Here is a 19,409-nt window from a genome sequence, read left to right as displayed (position 1 = left end):
GGACACAGCAGCAGCTATTTCAATAGAATCACGGGCTAAGGGGCAGCCTGCGGCTCAGCTTTGCTAGCAGCGCCAGAGCAACCGCATCCTGTCCAGCAGGCTCTGCGGCAAGCGCCACATGAGCGATTTCATGCAGGCTGATTCCTGCCCAAATGCCATATTGCTCCGCGGTTATCGGCAGGAGCTTTTTATCGAAATTGTGCACAATCGTGAAGGCATGCCGCCGCCGCCGCCGACTTAAACGGTTCAAACAGTTTCTTCCATAAATGTTGTAAAAGATTGCCGCCAGCTTTTTTAAATCAGTTTTTGCGATAAATGAAATTCAAGTAATTCAAGATTGATGCGGTATCATCAATGGAGGTACGTAGTGCGATGTAACCGTCGGGACGAATCAATACGATTTCTTCACTTTCTACATCGTAAATTCTATAAGCATTACCTGCTGTGTCTATTATGCCTTCCGCCCCCTCCACGTCCGATGGCAGGATATAATGCACATGGAGTTCGTCATTGGTGAGGTTCTTCAGAGAAGGAACGATGCAGTTTGCAAAAGCCAACAGCGTCCAGTGCGGGCCGCGCAATAGGTCAAACAAACTTCCTGCGAACCCGGTGCCTTGCAGGCCCGAAGCATTAGGAGCGCGATCACCAGGGAATGAACGGGTAGCATTTGTTTGAGCTGACGGACGGGTAAGAGAACTTGACCGATAGGAAATGAGAAGACCGCTCGTCAAATCGTCGGATATGGTGCTTAAGGCTTGGGACAAGCCTCCGCCTTCAGTGGCCGTTCCTACGACCTCTCTCATCTTCTTCGTGCTGTCCTTGAGTACGGCTTGAGCCACAGGGCGGCGCTCCTCATCGTACGTGTCGAGTAAGGCGGTGTCCGCTCCGCTTATGACAGCCGCCAGCTTCCAGCCGAGGTTGTACGCATCCTGCATCCCCGTATTCATGCCTTGACCGCCGGCCGGCGAATGAACATGAGCAGCATCGCCGGCAAGGAAAGTCCGGCCGTTGCGGTAACAGTCGACCATACGGACGTTGACCCGATAGATAGACAGCCAAGAAGCATCCGTGAGCCGAACACGCCCTGCCCCGGCGCGACGGTCAAGCATGGCTTGATACGCCTCTAGCGACGGCTGCTCTGGTTCTTCGATGTCCTCCGGAATTGTGGCCTGCAGTTGCCAAATATCGGATTTCGGCAGCGGTGTCACCCCGACCATCCCCTCCGAAGATGTCCAGATATGGATATGGTCACGATCTAACCCTTCCAATCGTACATCGCCAAGATACCATCGCTCATGATCGTGTGTTTCCCCAACCAGCGGCAAGTGAACAAACTTGCGGATATTGCTTTTGCCCCCGTCAGCGCCGACTACATAACGAGCGCGAATTTGCTCTTCTCCTTGTGTTGTATTCACGGTTAACGTTACACCATCCAAATCCTGAACAAGCCCTATAGCTTCCATACCCAACTCTACTTGACCGCCAAGCATTTCATATCGGTCGCGTAATGCTTTTTCCACATCGAATTGAGCAATCCAGACCTGATCACGATAGGGTGTCTCAAGTTTGGCGCTGGCTGCAACGTTAATAGACGGTTTGTCCACACTCCTGCCATCTGAGGTATAATAACGAACAGGCAAATCCACAACACCTGTGTTAATAATGTAGTGAACGGCCTCCAAATCATCGACGACTTCAAGCGAGCGAGGCTGGATTCCTTTGGCGCGAGATGCAACGTTATACAAGGTGCTTCGTTCAATAATACGATGGTCGACGTTTCGACGGGCAAGGTCGCAGGCAAGTGTAAGCCCTGTGGGTCCGGCCCCGACAATGAGAACATCAACAAAAGACGACATGGTATTCATGGATAGAATCCTCCTTGATCAAAGCTGTGATATGCTGCATTTACTATACTACACCGTGCAGTGTAATTTGTACAGCGGGATTCTAATTGATTTCTGATAGTATATCTATAAGGAGGAAACATAAGAATGGCTAATACGGAAAACAAGAAAATCCGCAAAGGCTCTTCAGACAAACGAGCTAAAATTATTGCGGCGGCACGAGAACTGTTTCTTTCAGATGGGTTTGATCGTTCCAGCGTCGATGCGGTCGCAGCTAAAGCGGCAGTTTCCAAACGGACAGTTTATGATTATTATGGCGACAAACAGAATCTACTGCTTGCCGTTGTGGAAGAATCCAGTTCGGCGGTTCTGGACATGATTGAGCAAGGGATTTCAGACCACCTATGGGAATTCGAGGATCTGGAGCAGGCGCTCATCTTATTTTGCGAACAAATCGTAGCTTCTGCGAACGGTTCGTCCGATTACATGGCTTTGATCCGTCTGGTTATGGTGGAAGCCTCCAACCTGCCAGACTCGTTTTTTGAAAGGCTGGATAACGCAACTGAAGAGGGAATTATCAGGAGGTTTACAGAGTTTGGACAAAAAGGATTGCTCGATGTGCTTGATCCTAAAATGGCTGCAAAGCACTTCGCTGCATTAACGATTTTATTGGTATTTAATCAACCTAGAAAAACCGGGACATTAGAGGAGGAACAAACCAAACGTATCATCACTGAAGGCGTACGCGTCTTTCTTTGCGCTTATGCACCACATACCGTTCAAAACAAAAATCGACAATTAAACTAATCGCGATTTTGCTTAACGATAGAAGATTAGTGGGCATAGAGAAAGAAAAAACGCTAAGCCGATCACATCCGAAGGCTCAGCGTTATTTTCGTTAAAATGTTGGAGGAACCCTAGGTACAGCTTATCATGGCGGAGGCCTCGAACCTCTGGTCTAACTTAGCCTGTAAAGCGCAAATGGCTCGCCATATTTAAAGCGCAGGCTGATTTCATCCAGCCGCTCCAGAATGGTCGGCTCAGGCTGCAGGCTGGCTGAAGCTAGATTGGCCTCGAGCTGAGCTGCGCTCGTCGCGCCGACGATAACGCTTGCCACCGCTGGCTGCTGCATAAGCCAGTGCAGGGCAAGCGCAGCCGGCGTACAGTCCGCCTCAGCCGCAAGCTCGCCGACCTTGCGGCTTAGCGTGAAGCCTTCGCCTGTGAAGAAGCGGGCGAATTCCGGGTTTTTATCCAGTCGCGACCCTTGCGGTGCGCTCTGCTGCTCGCTGTATTTTCCGGTCAGCAGGCCGCCGGCTAGCGGAAAATAAGGGATAATGCCGACGCCCTGATCGAGGCATAGCGGTGTAATGTCGCGCTCCGGCGTCCGGTCGGCGAGCGAATAGCTGGTCTGAATCGACACATAGCGATTCAGGCTCAGGCGGTCGCTGATGCCGAGCGCCTTCATCAGCTCCCAGGCCGCGTAGTTCGATGCGCCGATGTAGCGCACTTTGCCGGCTCGCACCATATCATCGAGCGCTCGCAGCGTTTCTTCCAGCGGCGTCCCCGGATCAAAGGTGTGGATTTGGTATAAATCCACATAATCCGTCTGCAGCCGCCGCAAGCTCTGCTCCAGCTCAAGGTGCAAATGATAGCGGGACGAGCCGCGCTCATTTGCGCCTTGGCCGCGAGGCAGACCGGCCTTAGTGGCGATTACGGCCTCATGCCTTCGACCTTTAAGCGCCTCGCCGATAATGGTCTCGGATGCGGTGCCTGAGTAAATATTGGCAGTATCCAGAAAGTTTATCTCGCTGTCAAGCGCAGCATGTATAATAGAGATAGAGCTTTGCTTATCCGCCCGCGAGCCGAAGGAATTGGTACCAAGGCCGAGAGAGGATACGTTTAGTCCACTATTGCCGAGACGTTTATACTTCATAAGCTTAAGTCACTCCGTTCAACGTTTAATTCGTGCAATTAGGCAGAAGCACGCTTGGCATTTAATATAGCATAAGATAGCGGGGGACGACGATGGAAAGAGTAATAGCACGGGCGCAGCTGCTTGCCGACGAAGAAATGAAAGCGCTCGCTTCTGTGGAGCTCTTGAGAGAGCAACTGCTTCCTTGGGTTGAGGAAGGCAAATTCATGACGGCGGCCTTGTTTAAATGGGAGCGGAATCTTTTTTTATACGTAGAAAGCCTGATGGATAAACCGCCAGCGCCCGAGGAGCTCATGCGTGAGCTTGGCAGTTATTTGGAGCCATGGCCCGGACAAGCCGAGAAGCGCTTATGGATTCCAATGATTGATGTTTTCCATTTCAATGCGCCAGCAAGCCAAGAGCATTGGCGGCGCAAGGCAGCGGTGGAGCGGCGTGTCGGTCGCGTGGCGCATTTGAAGCCGGAGATGGTGGCGAGCTACATTTATTTCCACTACCAGCTGCAAGAGGAGCACGCGTTTTATGGTCCAAAATATGAAATCATTGCACTGCACGAAAATTTGCTATTCGGCTATCAAGAATTTCCGGCTGTTGTGGAGGAGCCAGCGCTGCCGCGCAAGCTAACGACAAGTGGAACGCCTGAGGACTGGAGCGAAGCGCGAATGGATTTGCATTTTCAGCCATGGCCCGATGGTCATCTCTATTTCAAGCAGGTGGAAACTTGGTTTGCTTTGGGTGGATAAGGAGAAATCCGACAAAATTCATCATAAATTTATGAAAAATGATCAGTTAGAATTAAGGGAATCTTAAGCAAAATCATGTATAGTAGATGGATAAGCTGTTAAAGCAGCATTCGAAGCCGGGAGGGGACCTGTTATGCGTGAGCCAGTCACTTATTCCGTAGTCATTCCTGTGTATAATGATGAGCAAATGCTTTACGACACCTACAAGCGGCTAAAACGAATCATTCCGCCCATTGGCGAGAATTACGAACTGATTTTTGTAAATGACAACAGCACAGATCGCTCGGCAGATATGCTTCGAGTCTTTTGCGCAGCAGATATTCGGGTGCGTGCGATCCACTTCGCCAGCAGCTTTGGTTATGATGCGGCAGTTGCCGCAGGAGCCGACCATGCTTCAGGCGAGCATAAGATCGTCATGGAGGTATCTGACCGCTTCCGCAGCGTAAGTGCGGGATTGCAGGGTGCTTCTCCGTTTTATGTTGTACGGGCTAAGGAGGGCTTTACCCATTCCCCGCTTTGGGATTTTGCTTCGGAGAGTGCCGCATGCTAATAAATAGCACAACTGAATGGTTTTTCTTTAGCATCAAATAACCCCCGCCTTATTAGGCGAGGGTTATTTTTGAGTGGAGCGATGTCATTTATGCATAACACAGGATTGACCTGATGTGCTTTTAGAAGGAAGGCGCTTGCGGCTCCGTTATTGTTCAATGTAAAAGCCGAATGAGTGCAGGTTGTCGGCGCTGTTGGTCATGGTGAGCGCTTCCGGCAAGTCTATTTTGTCAAAAGCAGTGTAATAAGGAGTTCCTGCAAGCAGCACAATAGCAATGGCTACAGCCAGCCTGCGTACCATGCGCTCGCTTGGACGGCGCTGGAGCTTTGCTTTCGGCAAGGTCACCCTGCTGCTGCGTTCGCCGTGAATCATCCAGAGAACGGCAGCAGCGAAGCCGAGCATCGAAAGCGGGAGAGCAAGCGGCATAGAATGCAGCGATACAGCGACGGATAAGGTCAGATAAAAGATCGTTAGCGTACAGAGCGACAGCAGCTGGTAAGGCAAGATGAACGCGGGCTCTGAAGCGCGATATAGCATGCGTACCGGCAATGGATCGCTGGACTTCCGTCCTGTATTTTTGCGCATTCTGAGCAGCTTTGGAATGCTTCTAGCCCACAACAACGCTAGCGAAAGGGTCAGGATTGGTACACAGATGAGCATGCCCAAATCGTAATCCGGCGGCAGCTTGACGGCCATGGTGACGACTCCGCCCAATGCCGCTGCTGCTGGGATGGACAATACAATTGTCCAAATAATCAAGTTTTTGGCACGCTGGTGCAGCTGCTGCTCGGATTTGCTGTAGAGCAGGGAGGAGGCCTTATTTCCGGCAATCCAAGACAACAGCAGCGCTAGGAATAAACAACCAAGCGTAAGATGAACCAAGGTGATATACAAAATAGCTAACCTCCCAGTATAATAATGACTAGATCTATTTTATCGCCTGCGAGCTCCTCGCTATAACAGTCTCTGGTGCAGGTTGTACCTAGACTTTAGACGAGGGAATATGAGGAATGGTTGCTTTATACTACAAGAGTAACCGATTTGAGTCTGGAGGTGAAGAAGCTGCTTGAGCTGCATGATATTATACCGTATTTTTTCTCTGTAAGCATTATCTGCACGTTCGCCTATGCAGCGTATTTCACTTTTCATGCTGCAAGCGAGCCGTCCCGCTGGTCGCAAGGCAAGGTTCATATGTCAGCACCTGCACGTATATTACCAACGGTTCAGCGGGCTCATACCGTTGCCCTATGGCTTGTACGTAAAGTAAAAAGAAAAGAAGCGCCTGATGGTGATCCCACAGATTGCAGCTCCTCGTTTGTGAAGCAACATCCAAACAAACGAGGAGGATATATATGTTATCTAAATATACAATGGAATTGCTTAAAAAATACCGCTTTATCCTTATTATCGGGCTGCTGCTCGTCATTAGCGGCTGCGGTGCGCCGAATGGAACAGTTGACTCGGCGACACCAGGGTTTTTCAACCATTACGTCGTATTCCCCATCTCTTATTTAATTCAACACATTGCGCAGTTTTTTAACGACAGTTTTGGCATGGCGATTATTGCGATTACGTTGCTTATTCGTCTGGCCCTGCTTCCGCTTATGCTTCGCCAATCCAAGAGTCAGCAGGCAATGAAGCAGAAGATGAGCGTCATGCAGCCGCAGCTTAACCGAATCAAGGAAAAATACAAAAACGACAAATCGCCTGAAGCACAGTCGAATATGCAGAAGGAAACGATGGCGCTGTACGGCGAGCACAAGTTTAATCCGCTTGCCATTGGCTGCCTTCCGATGCTTATTCAACTGCCGATTTTGTCAGGATTGTATTATGCAATCAAAATGACGCCGGAGCTTGCGGAACACTCCTTTCTCTGGTTCCAGCTTGGTACGCCGGATCATATCCTGCCGTTTCTCGCCGCTGCCATCTATTATGTGCAGTTCCGCGTGTCTCAAATCGGCATGGACCCCGCCCAGCAAAAACAGATGGCGCTGATTGGTTACCTTTCACCGATTATGATGGGTATTTTCTCCTTTACCGCACCTGCTGCTGTACCGCTTTATTGGGTTGTTGGCGGAGTGTTCATGATTTTACAAACTATGCTTTCGAAGCGGTTGTACCCGATGCCCATAACGCCAGTTATGCCGGTAGTAGAGGCTGAAGCGCCGACGCCGAAGAAAGCAAAAGGTAAAAAGCTTTCTGCAAAATCTTAAGCTCTACACCTAATAGACGTTCCGGAGGCCTCTCAACCCTCGGGGCGTTTTTTTTATTTTATTGCAAAGGACCACGCTGTAGAGAAATGTTAATTCGATCTGGTTGAAGCCTCCAAGCGGAATGAAAAGCCGTGCGCAGAGAAGATGAGGAGCTTCATGGGACAGTTTTGAATGAAGTATGATACAATAAGTGTAAGGTATGGTTTGGCATGCGGACAGTTAAGTGAAAAAAAGGAGGCCTTGCACGATGATTAAGCGTTATCCTGCGAACGAGCGGAACTTTTTTGATATTGGATGGCTGAGGGGCGCGCGCAGCTTCTCATTCGGTGAATATTTTGATCCGGATAACGCTCAGTTCGGCGTCATGCGTGTATGCAACGAAGATGAGATTGCGCCGGGCCGCGGCTTCGGAGCGCATCCTCATAGCGATATGGAAATAGTGACCATTGTGTTGAAGGGCCGCCTCAAGCATGAGGACAATTTGGGCAATATGGAGGTTACCACTGCCGGGGAAATTCAGCGGATGACAGCCGGCTCAGGCATTGTTCATGCAGAATACAATGACTCGGAAACCGAGGAGGGACATTTTCTACAGCTGTGGTTTATGCCTCGTGAGCGCGGATTGACCCCATCCTACGAGGTGCTTCGGTATGATCAGGAGAAGATGGTCAATGCTTTTCTGCCGATTGTCACGCCGGAGGGGACGAATGGCACAGCGATGATTCATCAGGATATGTCGATTCATCTGGGTCGTGTTGAGGCGGGTAAACGTCTTTATTACAGTCAAAAGGCAGGCAGGCGTGTATTTTTGATGCTGATCGAGGGCGCTGCCGACGTCAACAACATTAATATGATGGCGAAGGACAGCCTTCGTGCGGAGTTTGAACCAGAAATTCTAATCAAGGCGAAGGAAGATACCTTCGTCATGCTCATTGATATGCCTTAAGGACGGAATTTTCTGCGCGAGGGGAGAAAGCGATGAAGGAAACGTTACTAATCAAGCATGCGGTTGGAGGAAGAACCTTTGTAGATTCCAGCAAGTATGACGTTCATTATCAAATTGAGCAGGCTGATGATTTATGGGCGTTCACGGTCACAACGCCGCCGGAGCTTGATTTGAGCCATCTGCTTGCGTGGAAGGAAGAGCTGAACGTCTTTCTTTTCCAAGAGCATGAGGATAAGCCGACGGTCAAAATTTGGTTCTACGTACAGGAGCAATCCGTCAGCTTTCAAGCGGTTGAACGCAAGCTTGCTTTCAAGGCGAAAGCGATGATTGAATATATTCCACAAAGCTACGGCTACAAGCTGTAAAGAGGGGCCAAGTTCAAATATAAGCTAAGTATAAAGAGAAAACTTATACTTTCTTAATATTTTAATAAAATCGCTCGCTGCTGCATATATATCCTTTATGGGAATGAAGGACAGGGTGCTTTGTTTTTTTAATCAATCTTACCGATCAGATGTACAACGATTCAATGCTTGGGCTGGAAGCGTCTGGTAATCATTGGCGTTAAATTCCTATGTATGGAATTACGTGATTTATCAAACGCTAGAAGCAGGAACAGGATTATCATGGCAATAGCATGTCCAATTAAAGGAGGCGTTGACGATCTATAGTCGGAAAAAGTTTCAAGAGGAAGTCCCTGAGGTCAGCACGAAAATATGGGCTTGTACGAGTGATGTTTGCAATGGCTGGATGCGTGCAAACTTTTCGTTCGAGCAGACGCCCACTTGTCTGCAATGTAATTCTCCTATGGAAGAGTCGGAGAAGATGCTGCCGCAACTCGTCAACTCCAATGATATAAATCGGGCGAAAAACAGCATTCCGGTAGCGGAATAAATCAAATAATCGAATTTGCCCAGTATAGGGCGGATTCAAGCGAAGGGCGTCCAATTGGGCGCCCTTTCTTTGGGAAATCGGGCAGGCTAAGTCCACCGATCTTCTTAATGCTCTAATGTCTATGCTCTGTTGTCCTAATGCCCAAGCATTGACACCTAGTGTCTGTTGTAATTATAATTGTTACAGAATGTAGGCACGTAAATGGAAGATAGAAATGGAGAGACAATTTGATGAAACGACAGGTGTTGACTTCGATCCAACAGCCTACTTCCTCTGGGCGCATTCGGATGGCGCTGCTGCTTGGCGCATTAGCTTCCTTCGCTCCGTTATCCATTGATATGTATTTGCCGGCATTGCCGGAGCTGGCGAATTATTTTGGCGCGGGCACATCCATGACGCAGCTGAGTCTGACAGCCTGCTTGCTTGGCATTGCGGTGGGCCAACTCATCATAGGGCCTTTAAGCGATATTTTTGGCAGAAAAAAGCCGCTTATGATTGGACTTATCGTATACGTTGTAGCCTCGGTGTTATGTATCGTCGCGCCTTCAATTGAGACGTTCGTGCTGCTGCGGCTCATGCAGGGCTTGGGCGGGGCAGCCGGCATTGTGTTGTCTAGAGCGATTGTTCGGGATATGTATGAAGGCTCTGAAATGACGAGGTTTTTCGCCTTGCTTATGCTGGTGAACGGGGTAGCGCCGATTGCGGCACCGATAGCAGGCGGACAAGTGCTGCAATGGACATCATGGCGCGGTGTTTTTCTTGTGCTTGGCGCAATTGGGGTTGTCATGCTGTTGGCATCATGGCTTGGACTTAGGGAGACGCTACAGGAGCAAAATCGCTTAAAGGGTGGGCTGCAAAGCACGCTGCGCACTTTCGGCACACTAATTCGGGATCGTGTATTTATGGGCTATGCGCTTTCTCAAGGTTTTGTAACCGCAGCGATGTTCGCTTACATATCGGGCTCTCCGTTTGTATTGCAGGAAATATTTGGCGTCTCGCCGCAGATGTTCAGTATATGCTTTGCTATTAATGGTGTTGGCATCATTATTGCCAGCCAAACGGCTGGCAGGCTCGCCGGCAAGGTGAGCGAGAAGAAGCTGCTCATCGTTGGGCTCAGCATGGCATCCATTGGCGGTGTTTCGCTGCTGCTTGTCATATTAGCTGATCTTGGGCTGATTGCTGTTCTTATTCCGCTATTTTTCGTCGTATCCAGCGTCGGCGTCATCCAGACGGCGAGCTTTACGCTGGCGATGCAAAGTCAAGGCAAAGCAGCCGGAAGCGCCTCAGCGCTAATCGGCTTGCTATCCTTCGTCATTGGCGCCATTGCTGCGCCGATGGTAGGCTTGGGCGGCAGCCACACGGCGCTGCCGATGGGCATCGTTATTGCAGCATCAAGCATATTCGCTGTGCTGTTCTATGTGTTTATGGCGCGTAGAGGAAGCGTGCGCTAGACGTCGGCTCGCACAAAAACGACTATCCGGGCAAGTTATCGGATAGTCGTTTTATTTTTGCCGCTATTTTTCGACTCGTATAGGGCTTGATCCGCTTCCTGGAAGCTCGTCCCTTTGGATTCGCCAGGGAGATGCTCATGCAAGCCGATGCTTACAGTGACGGAATGATTGTCCATTTCGGCAATTTTGGTCTGGGAAATGGACACGCGAATTTCCTCAACGAGCGCAAGCGCCTTCTCCAGGCTCTCTTCATGGAGAATGAGTATAAATTCCTCCCCGCCATAACGAGCGGCAAAATCATCGGTTTTCAAGTGCTTCATCAGCGTCGCAGCCATCTGCCTAAGCGTAATATCGCCAACCCAATGCCCGTAAGTATCATTGACATGCTTGAAGTTGTCGATATCTATAATCGCGAGCTGAAAGTTGAACGGGTTAGTTTCTTGGTGTTCAATGAGTTTTTCCACATATTCATGAAATGTTTTATGGTTATAAAGATCGGTAAGCGGGTCGATCTTCGACATGCGATCCATCACGATATTTTTGATTAGCAGCTCCTGCTCGGATTTTAGCGTACGGTTGAGCGTGACAAGCAAGCCTCTCGCCCGATGGATAATTGCGAAGCCTACTAGTGCTGTTGCAATTAGAATGCCCGCGAAGAAGAGGTTATCGATATTAGTAAATCCTTCATCATAATAATAAGAAAAATAAATATAAAATAGATAAATCAACGAAACGAGCAAAGAAACAAATAAATAATAAGGCCGCAAAAATAGCACCGTAATCAGCATTGGAAGCAGCAGCAGAGTGGGAGCCGCCAAAAGCTGGGCGTTTAAAAAAAATAAGAAGCTCATCGTAATAAGATGAGCGCCGATAATAAGTGCTTTTTCAATAAAGCGGTTTGCATAGCGAATAATGAGCTCAAGGGATGCCATAACGACAAGCAAAAGGATGTTTTGTATCAGAATGTCATATGAAAATAGTTGGCTGGAGAAAAAGGTTTCATCACTAGCATTATTTTGGAGAGCAAATATCGTGTATTGACAGGTAAGTGCTAGTATACACAATACCCAGTACACATTGAGCATAATGCGATACCAGCTTGATGAGTCATGGTGGGGTAATGAAGATCGACTGAACATATCTGCCTCTTTTCCATAATGATGCCTTCCGTTAGATAGCTAGCTGAATAGCTTCGACAGACCCTTCCTGCTATCCTGCAAATTCGACACTTTTTCATGCAATATTTAGAGGGTTTATGGGGTAAAATGCTTATTAAGATAAAATAAACCTTGAAAATCTGAAAAATGGGCACAACTGTTTTCAAAATTAGGTATTGACAGCATTTACAAGCGATGTTAAAGTGGCAGAAGATTAAACAACTTGAAAGGAGGATTATGACTCATGCGTAAATTTACTGCACATCTCACAACAGAATTTGCTATTGTAAATAATAATTTAATGAGCGTAATCCATCCGTGCGTTAATTCTCTTTGATGAATAAGGGAGCTTTCCCATAAATCAAAGGCGTATGGTTGCGTTCGATGCAGCCGTGCGCCTTTTTCAATGCCTTCGACCCGCTTGAGGTCGATGATGCTTGCGAAGGAAGCGTATCGTGTAACCGATGCGTTTCCTTTTTTTATGGGAAAAATAAACGTTTGGATGGATATGGGGAGGTATCAAAGCAGCGCTATGTTTATCGTACTTAAGAAGCTTGGATGGTTTTTCAAAATGGATTGGAAGCGCTACGCGATAGCGGGCGTGCTGCTCATTTTGGTTGGCGTATTGGATATTATTCCGCCTTGGATGACGGGATATGCCATTGATGGCATTGCGCAGGGTTCACTTGCTGACAAAGAGTTTTATTTCATCATTGGCGGCTGGATTGCTATAACAATTGTAGGTTATATCATGTCCTATATTTGGTTTTATCAATTATTCGGCGGGTCGTTCCTTCTGGAGCGTATTATGCGCTCCCAACTGATGAAGCATTTTATGAAAATGTCGCCGACCTTTTTTGAGCGTAATCGTACTGGCGATTTGATGGCTCGGGCCACGAATGACTTGAAGGCTGTTTCCACCACGGCAGGCTTCGGCATATTGACGCTCATTGACTCGACCTTCTTTATGTTCACCATTCTTGCGGTGATGATTGCGACAATTAGCTTCAAGCTGACGCTTGTTGCCCTGCTGCCGCTGCCGCTTATGGCGCTGGCGATGAGCTATTTCGGCGGCAAAATTCACAGCCGCTTCATGGAGGCTCAGGACTCCTTCGGCGAGCTGAATGACCAGGTGCTGGAGGCGGTGTCTGGGGTGCGCGTCATTCGTGCCTTCGTACAGGAGGAAGCGAGCCAGCAGCAGTTCAGCCGCAAGACGGACGAGGTTTATGAGAAAAATATTGCGGTTGCCCGCATTGATGCGCTGTTCGAGCCGACGATGAAAATTCTTATTGGCCTCAGCTATTTGATCGGCTTATGTTATGGCGGCTACATGGTGTTCAAAAGTGAAATTACACTGGGCGAGCTCGTTTCGTTTAATATTTACTTGGGTATGCTGATCTGGCCGATGCTGGCGATCGGAGAATTGATTAACGTTATGCAGCGGGGCAATGCTTCGCTTGATCGGGTTAACGAATCACTAAATTACAAACCGGATGTAAAGGATGCATCAGAGGTAATTGCAGTAGAAGAGCCGGAGACGATTTCCTTCCGTAAGGTGACCTTCCGTTATCCTTCGTCGAAGGTTGATAATTTGGTTAATGTCTCCTTCTCGATTCGCAAAGGCGAGACATTAGGTATCGTCGGCCGCACAGGAAGTGGCAAAACGACCTTGCTCAAGCAGCTGCTTCGTGAATATCCAATTGGACAAGGAACGATTTCCGTCTCGGATGTGCCCATTGAGAAGCTCGAAATGGAGCGCTTGCTCGGCTGGATCGGCTATGTGCCGCAGCAGCCCGTGCTGTTCTCCCGTTCCATTCGCCATAATATATGGTTTGGGAAGAAGGGAGAGGCGAGCGAAGCGGATTTACAGCGTGCGCTGGAACGGGCTTCCTTCGCCAAGGATATTCAGTTTTTGCCTGAAGGCTTGGAAACGATGGTCGGTGAGAAGGGGGTTGCCCTGTCTGGCGGACAGAAGCAGCGTGTGAGTATTGCGCGTGCGCTCATCGCTGATCCGGAAATTTTAATGCTGGATGATGCGCTGTCTGCTGTGGACGGTAAGACAGAGGCGGAAATTATCGAGGGCATCCGCACAGAACGTGCCGGCAAAACGACGCTTATTACGACACACCGCCTGTCCGCGATTCAGCATGCAAATTGGATTATTGTACTAGATGAGGGCCGCATTGTGCAGGAGGGCACTCATGAGGAGCTGCTGCAAGCGGGCGGCTGGTACAAGGAGCAATATGATCGCCAGCAGCTGGAGTCGATTATTGAGTCCTAATATACAACGTAAGAAAAGCAAAGGAAATGGGGGGCGCTAGGGACAATGGGCTTAGCAGGTAAACGATTGTTTCAATACGCCATGCTATATAAGAAGCCGATTATTGGAGCTCTTGTGCTGCTGCTGTTAGCGGTAACCGCGGAGCTCGCGGGACCGTTCATTGCCAAGCGCATGATCGACCAAAACATACTTGGCATTGAGAAGACATGGTATGAGACGGCGAAGCAAGACAGCTTCGCGGTTGAGCATAATGGAAAATGGTACAAACGCGAGGATCATCTGTCGGCAGGAGAGCCGCAGGGTGACAGTGTGCGGATATTGCAGTCGGGAAGAACGTTTTATTGGCTTGAAGGGAAGCTTCCCTTCGAGGATGGAAAACGCAAGGTAGAGGGTGAGCAGATGACCCTTACGAGCAAAGCGACAGGAGAGGTGGCTGTTTTCCCCGTAACCGCCCTGTCTGCAAAAGAGCTGTTCGCCTTCTACAAGCCAGAAACACCTGGCATTATTAAGCTTGCGGTGCTTTATTGCGCGCTGCTGCTCATAGGCGGATTGTTGACTTATGGCCAAAGGCTGCTGCTGCAGACGTCAGCCAACAGCATCGTTCGCCGTATGCGTAATGATGTATTCGAGCATACGCAGCGTCTGCCCGTCAATTATTACGATACACTGGCCGCAGGCCAAGTCGTATCACGCATTACGAATGACACCGAGGCGGTGCGGGAGCTGTATGTTTCGGTATTGGCCAACTTTTTCTCAGCCATCATTTATATGTCGGCGATCTATGTAGCGTTGTTCTTTCTCGATTGGAGACTGGCGTTGTTCGCACTGCCGCTAGTACCGCTGCTGCTCGTATGGATCAAGGTATATCGCCGCTTTGCGGCGCATTACAATAAGGTTATTCGAGCTAAGCTGAGCGAAATTAACGGCATGATCAATGAAGCTATTCAGGGGATGCCAATCATTCAGGCTTTCCGCCGTCAGAAAGAGACAATGGAAGAATTTGATGAGCTGAACAATCATTATTTCAAATATCAAAACAAGCTGCTTCATTTAAACTCTATCACCTCGCATAATATGGTTCAGGTCATCCGCAACATTATGTTTCTGGTTGTCATTTGGATGTTCTGGGGCAATTGGTTCGGTACGATTTTGCTCGTCGGTACGCTGTATGCTTTTATTGATCTCATGAATCGGATGTTCCAGCCGATTGTCGGCGTGGTGAACCAGCTCTCCAATCTGGAAACGGCACGTGTATCGGCGGAGCGTGTTTTCAAGCTGATGGATGAAGAGGGCGTTGACGTTGCAAGCGGTAAAATCGAGCGCTACAAGGGCGAAGTGCAGTTTAAGGATGTCACCTTCGCCTATAAAAAAGACGATAATGTGCTCAAAAATATTTCCTTCATCGCTCGCCAGGGCGAGACGGTGGCGCTCGTAGGGCATACCGGCTCTGGCAAAAGCTCGATTCTCAACCTGCTGTTCCGGTTCTATGACTTAAAGCAGGGCAGCATCTTAATTGATGGACGCGATGTGCGTGATATTCCGAAGCAGCAGCTGCGCCAGCATATGGGCATCGTGCTGCAGGACCCGTTCCTGTTCACGGGAACGATTGCATCGAACGTCAGTCTAGGCAACCCGGACATTAGCCGGGAGCGGGTAGAGCAGGCGCTGCGCGATGTTGGGGCGTACGAGATGTTTATGCAGTTTCCCGGCGGTATTGATGCGCCGGTTATCGAGAAGGGCAGCACGCTGTCTGCGGGCCAGCGCCAGCTGATTTCTTTTGCCCGGGCGCTTGCGTATGACCCGGCGATTTTGATTTTGGATGAAGCGACTGCGAGCATTGATACCGAGACAGAGGCGATTATTCAGGGGGCGCTTGATGTACTCAAAAAAGGGCGCACCACGTTCGTTATTGCCCATCGTCTGTCAACGATTCGTCAGGCCGATCAAATTCTGGTGCTGGATCATGGCGAGATCGTTGAGCGGGGCAACCATGATCAACTGATGGAGCATAGCGGCAAATACTTCGCGATGTATCAATTGCAGCTGGGGGCGCCTGTAACGGCGTAGGGCTGAAGGCTTCATTTTCAGAAAGAACGGGAAATACGATCGTATAGGATATAGGCGGAGCTGCTGAGGCTCCGCCTTTTTTTGCTTTTTTATGAATGAATCCTCACGATTTTCAGGAAATATTCAGCTGGGTTTATAACTGAGCTAAGAATGGATGCCTATGATAGAAATGTAAGGCAAATTCAACTGAAAGGTGGAATACAGTCATGAAGGGTACGAAAACAATCGTCGCAAGCGCAATCGCATTATCGCTGGTAGTAGGCGGAGGTGCGCTGGCCATACCGGCTATTCATGCCGCTTCAACGGATACAAGCGCGCAAAGCAATGCGGAAGGAAGCGGAAAAGTGCGTGAAGCAGGCAAGCATAAGGGCGGATTTTCTGGTTTTGGACAGTGGAAAACGCAGCTTGCTGAATATTTGAAGCTTGACGAAGCGACGCTGGATACACAGCTCAAAACGCAAACGCTCGCAGAGGTCGCTTCCGCTCAGGGCGTAGATCGTGAGACGCTGAAGGCCAAGCTGGTGGAATGGATTGATGCAGCAGCAGCTGCTCGGAAGGAGAAGCTTGAAAGCGACAATACGGACAAGACGCTCGATGCAGCTAAAGCGGATAAACAATGGGATAGCTCAGCAATAGCTGATAAAATATTGGATTCGAATGGCCAAGCTGGACTTGGCGGTGAAGGTGGAAAGCGTGACGGTGGCAAAGCCGAATTTGGTAAAGGCGGCCTCGCAAGCGAGGAAACAGCGACCGTTTTTGGCGTGACAGTCGATGAGCTAAAAGCGGAGCTGAAGGATGGCAAATCGCTGGCTGCCATTGCGACTGAAAAAGGCGTAGACGTACAGAAGGTAATTGACCAAAAACGCAGTGAGGAACAAGCGAGGCTTGATCAAGCCCTCACGGATGGCAAGCTGACACAGGAACAATATGATGAGAGAATCGCTGCCCTCACGGAGCATGTTACCCTGCTCGTTAATGGCGAGTTTAAGAAGCCGGAAGGCGATGGAAAGGGACGTCAAGGCAAGCATGGGAAGCGTGATGGAGCAACAGAAACTACGGAGGCAGCGGCAACTGCTTCTACCGATCAAACAGCTTAAGCTGACGGCTTAATAAGACATACAGTGCAGGGAAAAGCTTGAGAGTTGCAATATAGGCTGCGTAAAGGGGCATAACAGAACCTGTACGCAGCCTATTTGTAATGAGGGATAGATTTTTTCTTTTTGCTGAACGATGTAAAAGCAAGCCAAGAGCTTAAGTGGATAAAATGGATTGGTAAAAAGTGATTCTGGAATTATTCTTTTTAATTTAAAATATAACAATTATAATTATAATATATAATTGTTAATAGACAGCATTCTGTTTTTTTCGACAGACCTATGCGAAGGGATTCTATTGATTCAAACATAACAATATTTAATCTAGCTATTTGTAATTAGATATGAAAAATACTTATTTAAAATTGGGAAAATGGTTGACAGTTACTTAAATTTGTAATAATATTATTTATGAAGTTAATGGAAAAAACACTAAAAATGTATGGAGATGGCTGATATTTCATTGTTGGTGTGGCTCAAGTGGAGGTTGAAAATTCGTTGGAGAAACGAATGGAGTAAAATAACAATTAAATTCATACTCATTCTATTTTTAGAATTATTCAAAAATTTCTTTAATTTTGCAATTTACTTTGCTGTAATTTTTCTTTTTATTCTTCATAGCGACAATTTAAGTGAAGTAGTTACTTTTTTAAACAATGAAGAAATTAAAAATCTCATTAATGGAATTAGTGCGCTAACTGTTCAAGGAAAAATGAACGTCATTTGGACCATTTTTTTCGTTCAATTTTGTGCTTTTTCAATTTTCTCAGGAATTCAGGCTTCAAAATGGGAGCTCAATAATGGTGATGATTATCTTTTCCAAAATGTCTACTGGAACAATCAAGATAAGAAATTCATTTTGTTCTATGAACAGATGGTTTGGAATATTAAACGCTTATTTACAAGCCTGATCCCATTTTTAGTCGCCATACTCTTTGTGACAAAACCTTTATTTTTGCAAGGACTAGTAACATTTGTGATCATTATAGTTACCTATATTGTTCAAACACAGCTCATAGCTATCATTCATAATTACTTGACTATTAGGAAAACGAGGAATGAAAGATACTTTAACTACATAATCATACAATCGTTATTGTTAAAAGCAGCCATTTTGGCAGCTGGTTATTTTTTGGGAAAGGTAGTATCGCCTTGGATAAATACTTTTCCTATTTTAGGGAGAGTAATTAATCAAAAAGCATATGAGCAATGGCTCTTCGAAGGGCGACAGATTTTACAGCAAGGATTAAATTATATTTTCGACATATTCCTTTGGAAATATTGGCCGCACAATTTCATGTCTCGAATAGCTGTTGCCAGCAGTGAATTCATCAGTTGGATATATTGGAGCGCATGGATAGCAACGTCCTTATTTATTGTATTTCTACTAGCTAGAATGGCTGATAGGCAAATGTCTACGAGAGCCATTGAAAAACCTATTTGGCTGGAAAAAATGTTTTTGGCTCTTGCAAAGGGACTCGTTCGGATGAATAAACAAATCATCATTGCACGAGTTAAAGTTTTTTGTCGGGATTCCTATACGCTGCAGCGTGCTTCCGGATTGTTTGGGGGAATGCTAATTTGGGGGTTAATTGGGGCATGTAGTTCCTTAATCAGATACGCGGAATCGGATAAAGTTTATTTTTTAGTCACAACTATGGTGTCGTATATCGTCATATTCCAGCTGTCTGCTCTATTGTTCGATTCGTTTTTGGGGCATTTCTCCTTGGACAGTGATGGGAAAAAAATTTCGTTGTATGTATCCTCTGGTCAAACGATATGGAGTGTATTTATACAGAAGCTCCAATTATTTTTAATTATTTCTATGCCGCAATTTGTGTTGTGCGAGATTGTGTTTATTATTCTTGGAGGTCGTGCTGGATATGCAATGATGATTTTTGTTCATATCGTTAATTACTTATGCTTCGCAGTTATCCATCAAATAGCTGGCTTTATGAGTCCGCATTACAATTTCATCAATAAAGAACAGCTAGATGAGTTCACGGACAGGACAACAGTGAACACGATAGTTAGAATGTGCATGCTTAGTTTTGTTATTCCTTGTTTATTGCTGCCGTTGGCCTTTTATATTGCAGATTATATGGATAAAACGTCTTTTCTCATTATCCAGTTTGTAGTTTCTCCAATTGCGATATTAGCAGTTTGGATAGGAAGCTTGCTTTATGTCAGAAGAAAGCACAACAGCCGGCCGTATATTGATGATTTTAATTTATAAAAA

The 19,409-nt window shown here is 47.4% G+C and carries 16 protein-coding genes and 1 pseudogene; 12 read left to right on the top strand and 5 right to left on the bottom strand.

Translation table 11 applies throughout. The features are described from left to right. Positions 1-31: 31 nt before the first annotated feature. Both V5J77_RS25400 and V5J77_RS25395 read right to left on the bottom strand, forming a co-directional pair. Positions 32-181 (bottom strand): annotated as a pseudogene (locus V5J77_RS25400) (putative sulfate exporter family transporter); the annotation flags it as partial. A gap of 118 nt (positions 182-299) precedes the next feature. Beyond that, a complete protein-coding gene (locus V5J77_RS25395; protein WP_338553568.1) occupies positions 300-1,865 on the bottom strand; it encodes an FAD-dependent monooxygenase in 1,566 nt (521 codons plus the stop codon). A gap of 126 nt (positions 1,866-1,991) precedes the next feature. Between V5J77_RS25395 and V5J77_RS25390 the strand changes: the two genes are divergently transcribed. Next, entirely contained in the window at positions 1,992-2,651 is a 660-nt protein-coding gene (locus V5J77_RS25390) for a TetR family transcriptional regulator (protein ID WP_338553567.1), read from the top strand. Between the two features lie 151 nt (positions 2,652-2,802). Here the strand turns inward: V5J77_RS25390 and V5J77_RS25385 are convergent, their stop codons facing one another. Next, positions 2,803-3,777: an aldo/keto reductase gene (locus tag V5J77_RS25385; RefSeq protein ID WP_338553566.1), complete on the bottom strand. Its 975-nt coding sequence runs from the start codon at positions 3,775-3,777 to the stop codon at positions 2,803-2,805. Between the two features lie 92 nt (positions 3,778-3,869). On the opposite strand from V5J77_RS25385, the gene V5J77_RS25380 reads away from it, so the two are divergent. Together V5J77_RS25380 and V5J77_RS25375 are read left to right on the top strand one after the other, a co-directional pair. Continuing rightward, positions 3,870-4,517: a hypothetical protein gene (locus V5J77_RS25380; RefSeq protein ID WP_338553565.1), complete on the top strand. Its 648-nt coding sequence runs from the start codon at positions 3,870-3,872 to the stop codon at positions 4,515-4,517. Positions 4,518-4,650: 133 nt separating this feature from the next. Then, positions 4,651-5,067: a glycosyltransferase gene (locus V5J77_RS25375; protein ID WP_338553564.1), complete on the top strand. Its 417-nt coding sequence runs from the start codon at positions 4,651-4,653 to the stop codon at positions 5,065-5,067. A 147-nt stretch (positions 5,068-5,214) separates the two neighbouring features. Here the strand turns inward: V5J77_RS25375 and V5J77_RS25370 are convergent, their stop codons facing one another. Further along, the gene (locus V5J77_RS25370; protein ID WP_338553563.1) at positions 5,215-5,961 is read right to left on the bottom strand and encodes a hypothetical protein; all 747 of its coding nucleotides are present in this window, start codon (positions 5,959-5,961) and stop codon (positions 5,215-5,217) included. Between the two features lie 458 nt (positions 5,962-6,419). On the opposite strand from V5J77_RS25370, the gene yidC reads away from it, so the two are divergent. From yidC to V5J77_RS25345, 5 genes are all read left to right on the top strand, one after another. Continuing rightward, the gene (yidC, locus tag V5J77_RS25365) at positions 6,420-7,280 is read left to right on the top strand and encodes a membrane protein insertase YidC (protein ID WP_338553562.1); all 861 of its coding nucleotides are present in this window, start codon (positions 6,420-6,422) and stop codon (positions 7,278-7,280) included. Positions 7,281-7,527: 247 nt separating this feature from the next. Then, complete coding sequence (locus tag V5J77_RS25360) at positions 7,528-8,226, top strand: pirin family protein (protein WP_338553561.1); 699 nt, start codon at positions 7,528-7,530, stop codon at positions 8,224-8,226. A 32-nt stretch (positions 8,227-8,258) separates the two neighbouring features. Next, complete coding sequence (locus V5J77_RS25355) at positions 8,259-8,591, top strand: hypothetical protein (RefSeq protein ID WP_338553560.1); 333 nt, start codon at positions 8,259-8,261, stop codon at positions 8,589-8,591. 298 nt (positions 8,592-8,889) lie between these two features. Further along, positions 8,890-9,120: a cold-shock protein gene (locus tag V5J77_RS25350; RefSeq protein WP_338557067.1), complete on the top strand. Its 231-nt coding sequence runs from the start codon at positions 8,890-8,892 to the stop codon at positions 9,118-9,120. A 230-nt stretch (positions 9,121-9,350) separates the two neighbouring features. Further along, positions 9,351-10,571 (top strand): Bcr/CflA family multidrug efflux MFS transporter, encoded by a 1,221-nt coding sequence (locus V5J77_RS25345; protein WP_338553559.1) that lies wholly within the window; start codon positions 9,351-9,353, stop codon positions 10,569-10,571. 35 nt (positions 10,572-10,606) lie between these two features. Here the strand turns inward: V5J77_RS25345 and V5J77_RS25340 are convergent, their stop codons facing one another. Beyond that, positions 10,607-11,503 carry a GGDEF domain-containing protein gene (locus V5J77_RS25340; protein ID WP_338553558.1) on the bottom strand — a complete coding sequence of 299 codons (897 nt, stop codon included), beginning with the start codon at positions 11,501-11,503 and terminating at the stop codon, positions 10,607-10,609. Between the two features lie 757 nt (positions 11,504-12,260). On the opposite strand from V5J77_RS25340, the gene V5J77_RS25335 reads away from it, so the two are divergent. The 4 genes from V5J77_RS25335 to V5J77_RS25320 all read left to right on the top strand — a co-directional run bounded on the left by V5J77_RS25335 (position 12,261) and on the right by V5J77_RS25320 (position 19,406). Beyond that, entirely contained in the window at positions 12,261-14,009 is a 1,749-nt protein-coding gene (locus tag V5J77_RS25335; RefSeq protein WP_338557065.1) for an ABC transporter transmembrane domain-containing protein, read from the top strand. A 45-nt stretch (positions 14,010-14,054) separates the two neighbouring features. Then, on the top strand, positions 14,055-16,076 hold the full coding sequence (locus tag V5J77_RS25330; RefSeq protein ID WP_338553557.1) for an ABC transporter ATP-binding protein: 2,022 nt from the start codon (positions 14,055-14,057) through the stop codon (positions 16,074-16,076). 206 nt (positions 16,077-16,282) lie between these two features. After that, entirely contained in the window at positions 16,283-17,173 is an 891-nt protein-coding gene (locus V5J77_RS25325; RefSeq protein WP_338553556.1) for a hypothetical protein, read from the top strand. A 484-nt stretch (positions 17,174-17,657) separates the two neighbouring features. Next, positions 17,658-19,406, top strand: coding sequence for a hypothetical protein (locus tag V5J77_RS25320; RefSeq protein ID WP_338553555.1), 1,749 nt, complete (start codon positions 17,658-17,660; stop codon positions 19,404-19,406). Positions 19,407-19,409: the final 3 nt, after the last annotated feature.

This window comes from Paenibacillus sp. KS-LC4, assembly GCF_036894955.1.
In the GTDB taxonomy this organism is placed as follows: Bacteria; Bacillota; Bacilli; order Paenibacillales; family Paenibacillaceae; genus Pristimantibacillus.
The sequence above is the reverse complement of the archived record's forward strand: the minus strand, read 5'-3'. Positions and strand labels throughout refer to the sequence as shown.

Coding starts and splice junctions, on each gene's coding strand:
- V5J77_RS25380 (WP_338553565.1), top strand. CDS start 3,870: ATGGAAAGAGTAATAGCACGGGCGCAGCTGCTTGCCGACGAAGAAATG.
- V5J77_RS25335 (WP_338557065.1), top strand. CDS start 12,261: ATGTTTATCGTACTTAAGAAGCTTGGATGGTTTTTCAAAATGGATTGG.
- yidC (WP_338553562.1), top strand. CDS start 6,420: ATGTTATCTAAATATACAATGGAATTGCTTAAAAAATACCGCTTTATC.
- V5J77_RS25325 (WP_338553556.1), top strand. CDS start 16,283: ATGAAGGGTACGAAAACAATCGTCGCAAGCGCAATCGCATTATCGCTG.
- V5J77_RS25395 (WP_338553568.1), bottom strand. CDS start 1,865: ATGAATACCATGTCGTCTTTTGTTGATGTTCTCATTGTCGGGGCCGGA.
- V5J77_RS25390 (WP_338553567.1), top strand. CDS start 1,992: ATGGCTAATACGGAAAACAAGAAAATCCGCAAAGGCTCTTCAGACAAA.
- V5J77_RS25345 (WP_338553559.1), top strand. CDS start 9,351: ATGAAACGACAGGTGTTGACTTCGATCCAACAGCCTACTTCCTCTGGG.
- V5J77_RS25330 (WP_338553557.1), top strand. CDS start 14,055: ATGGGCTTAGCAGGTAAACGATTGTTTCAATACGCCATGCTATATAAG.
- V5J77_RS25360 (WP_338553561.1), top strand. CDS start 7,528: ATGATTAAGCGTTATCCTGCGAACGAGCGGAACTTTTTTGATATTGGA.
- V5J77_RS25385 (WP_338553566.1), bottom strand. CDS start 3,777: ATGAAGTATAAACGTCTCGGCAATAGTGGACTAAACGTATCCTCTCTC.
- V5J77_RS25340 (WP_338553558.1), bottom strand. CDS start 11,503: ATGGCATCCCTTGAGCTCATTATTCGCTATGCAAACCGCTTTATTGAA.
- V5J77_RS25375 (WP_338553564.1), top strand. CDS start 4,651: ATGCGTGAGCCAGTCACTTATTCCGTAGTCATTCCTGTGTATAATGAT.
- V5J77_RS25355 (WP_338553560.1), top strand. CDS start 8,259: ATGAAGGAAACGTTACTAATCAAGCATGCGGTTGGAGGAAGAACCTTT.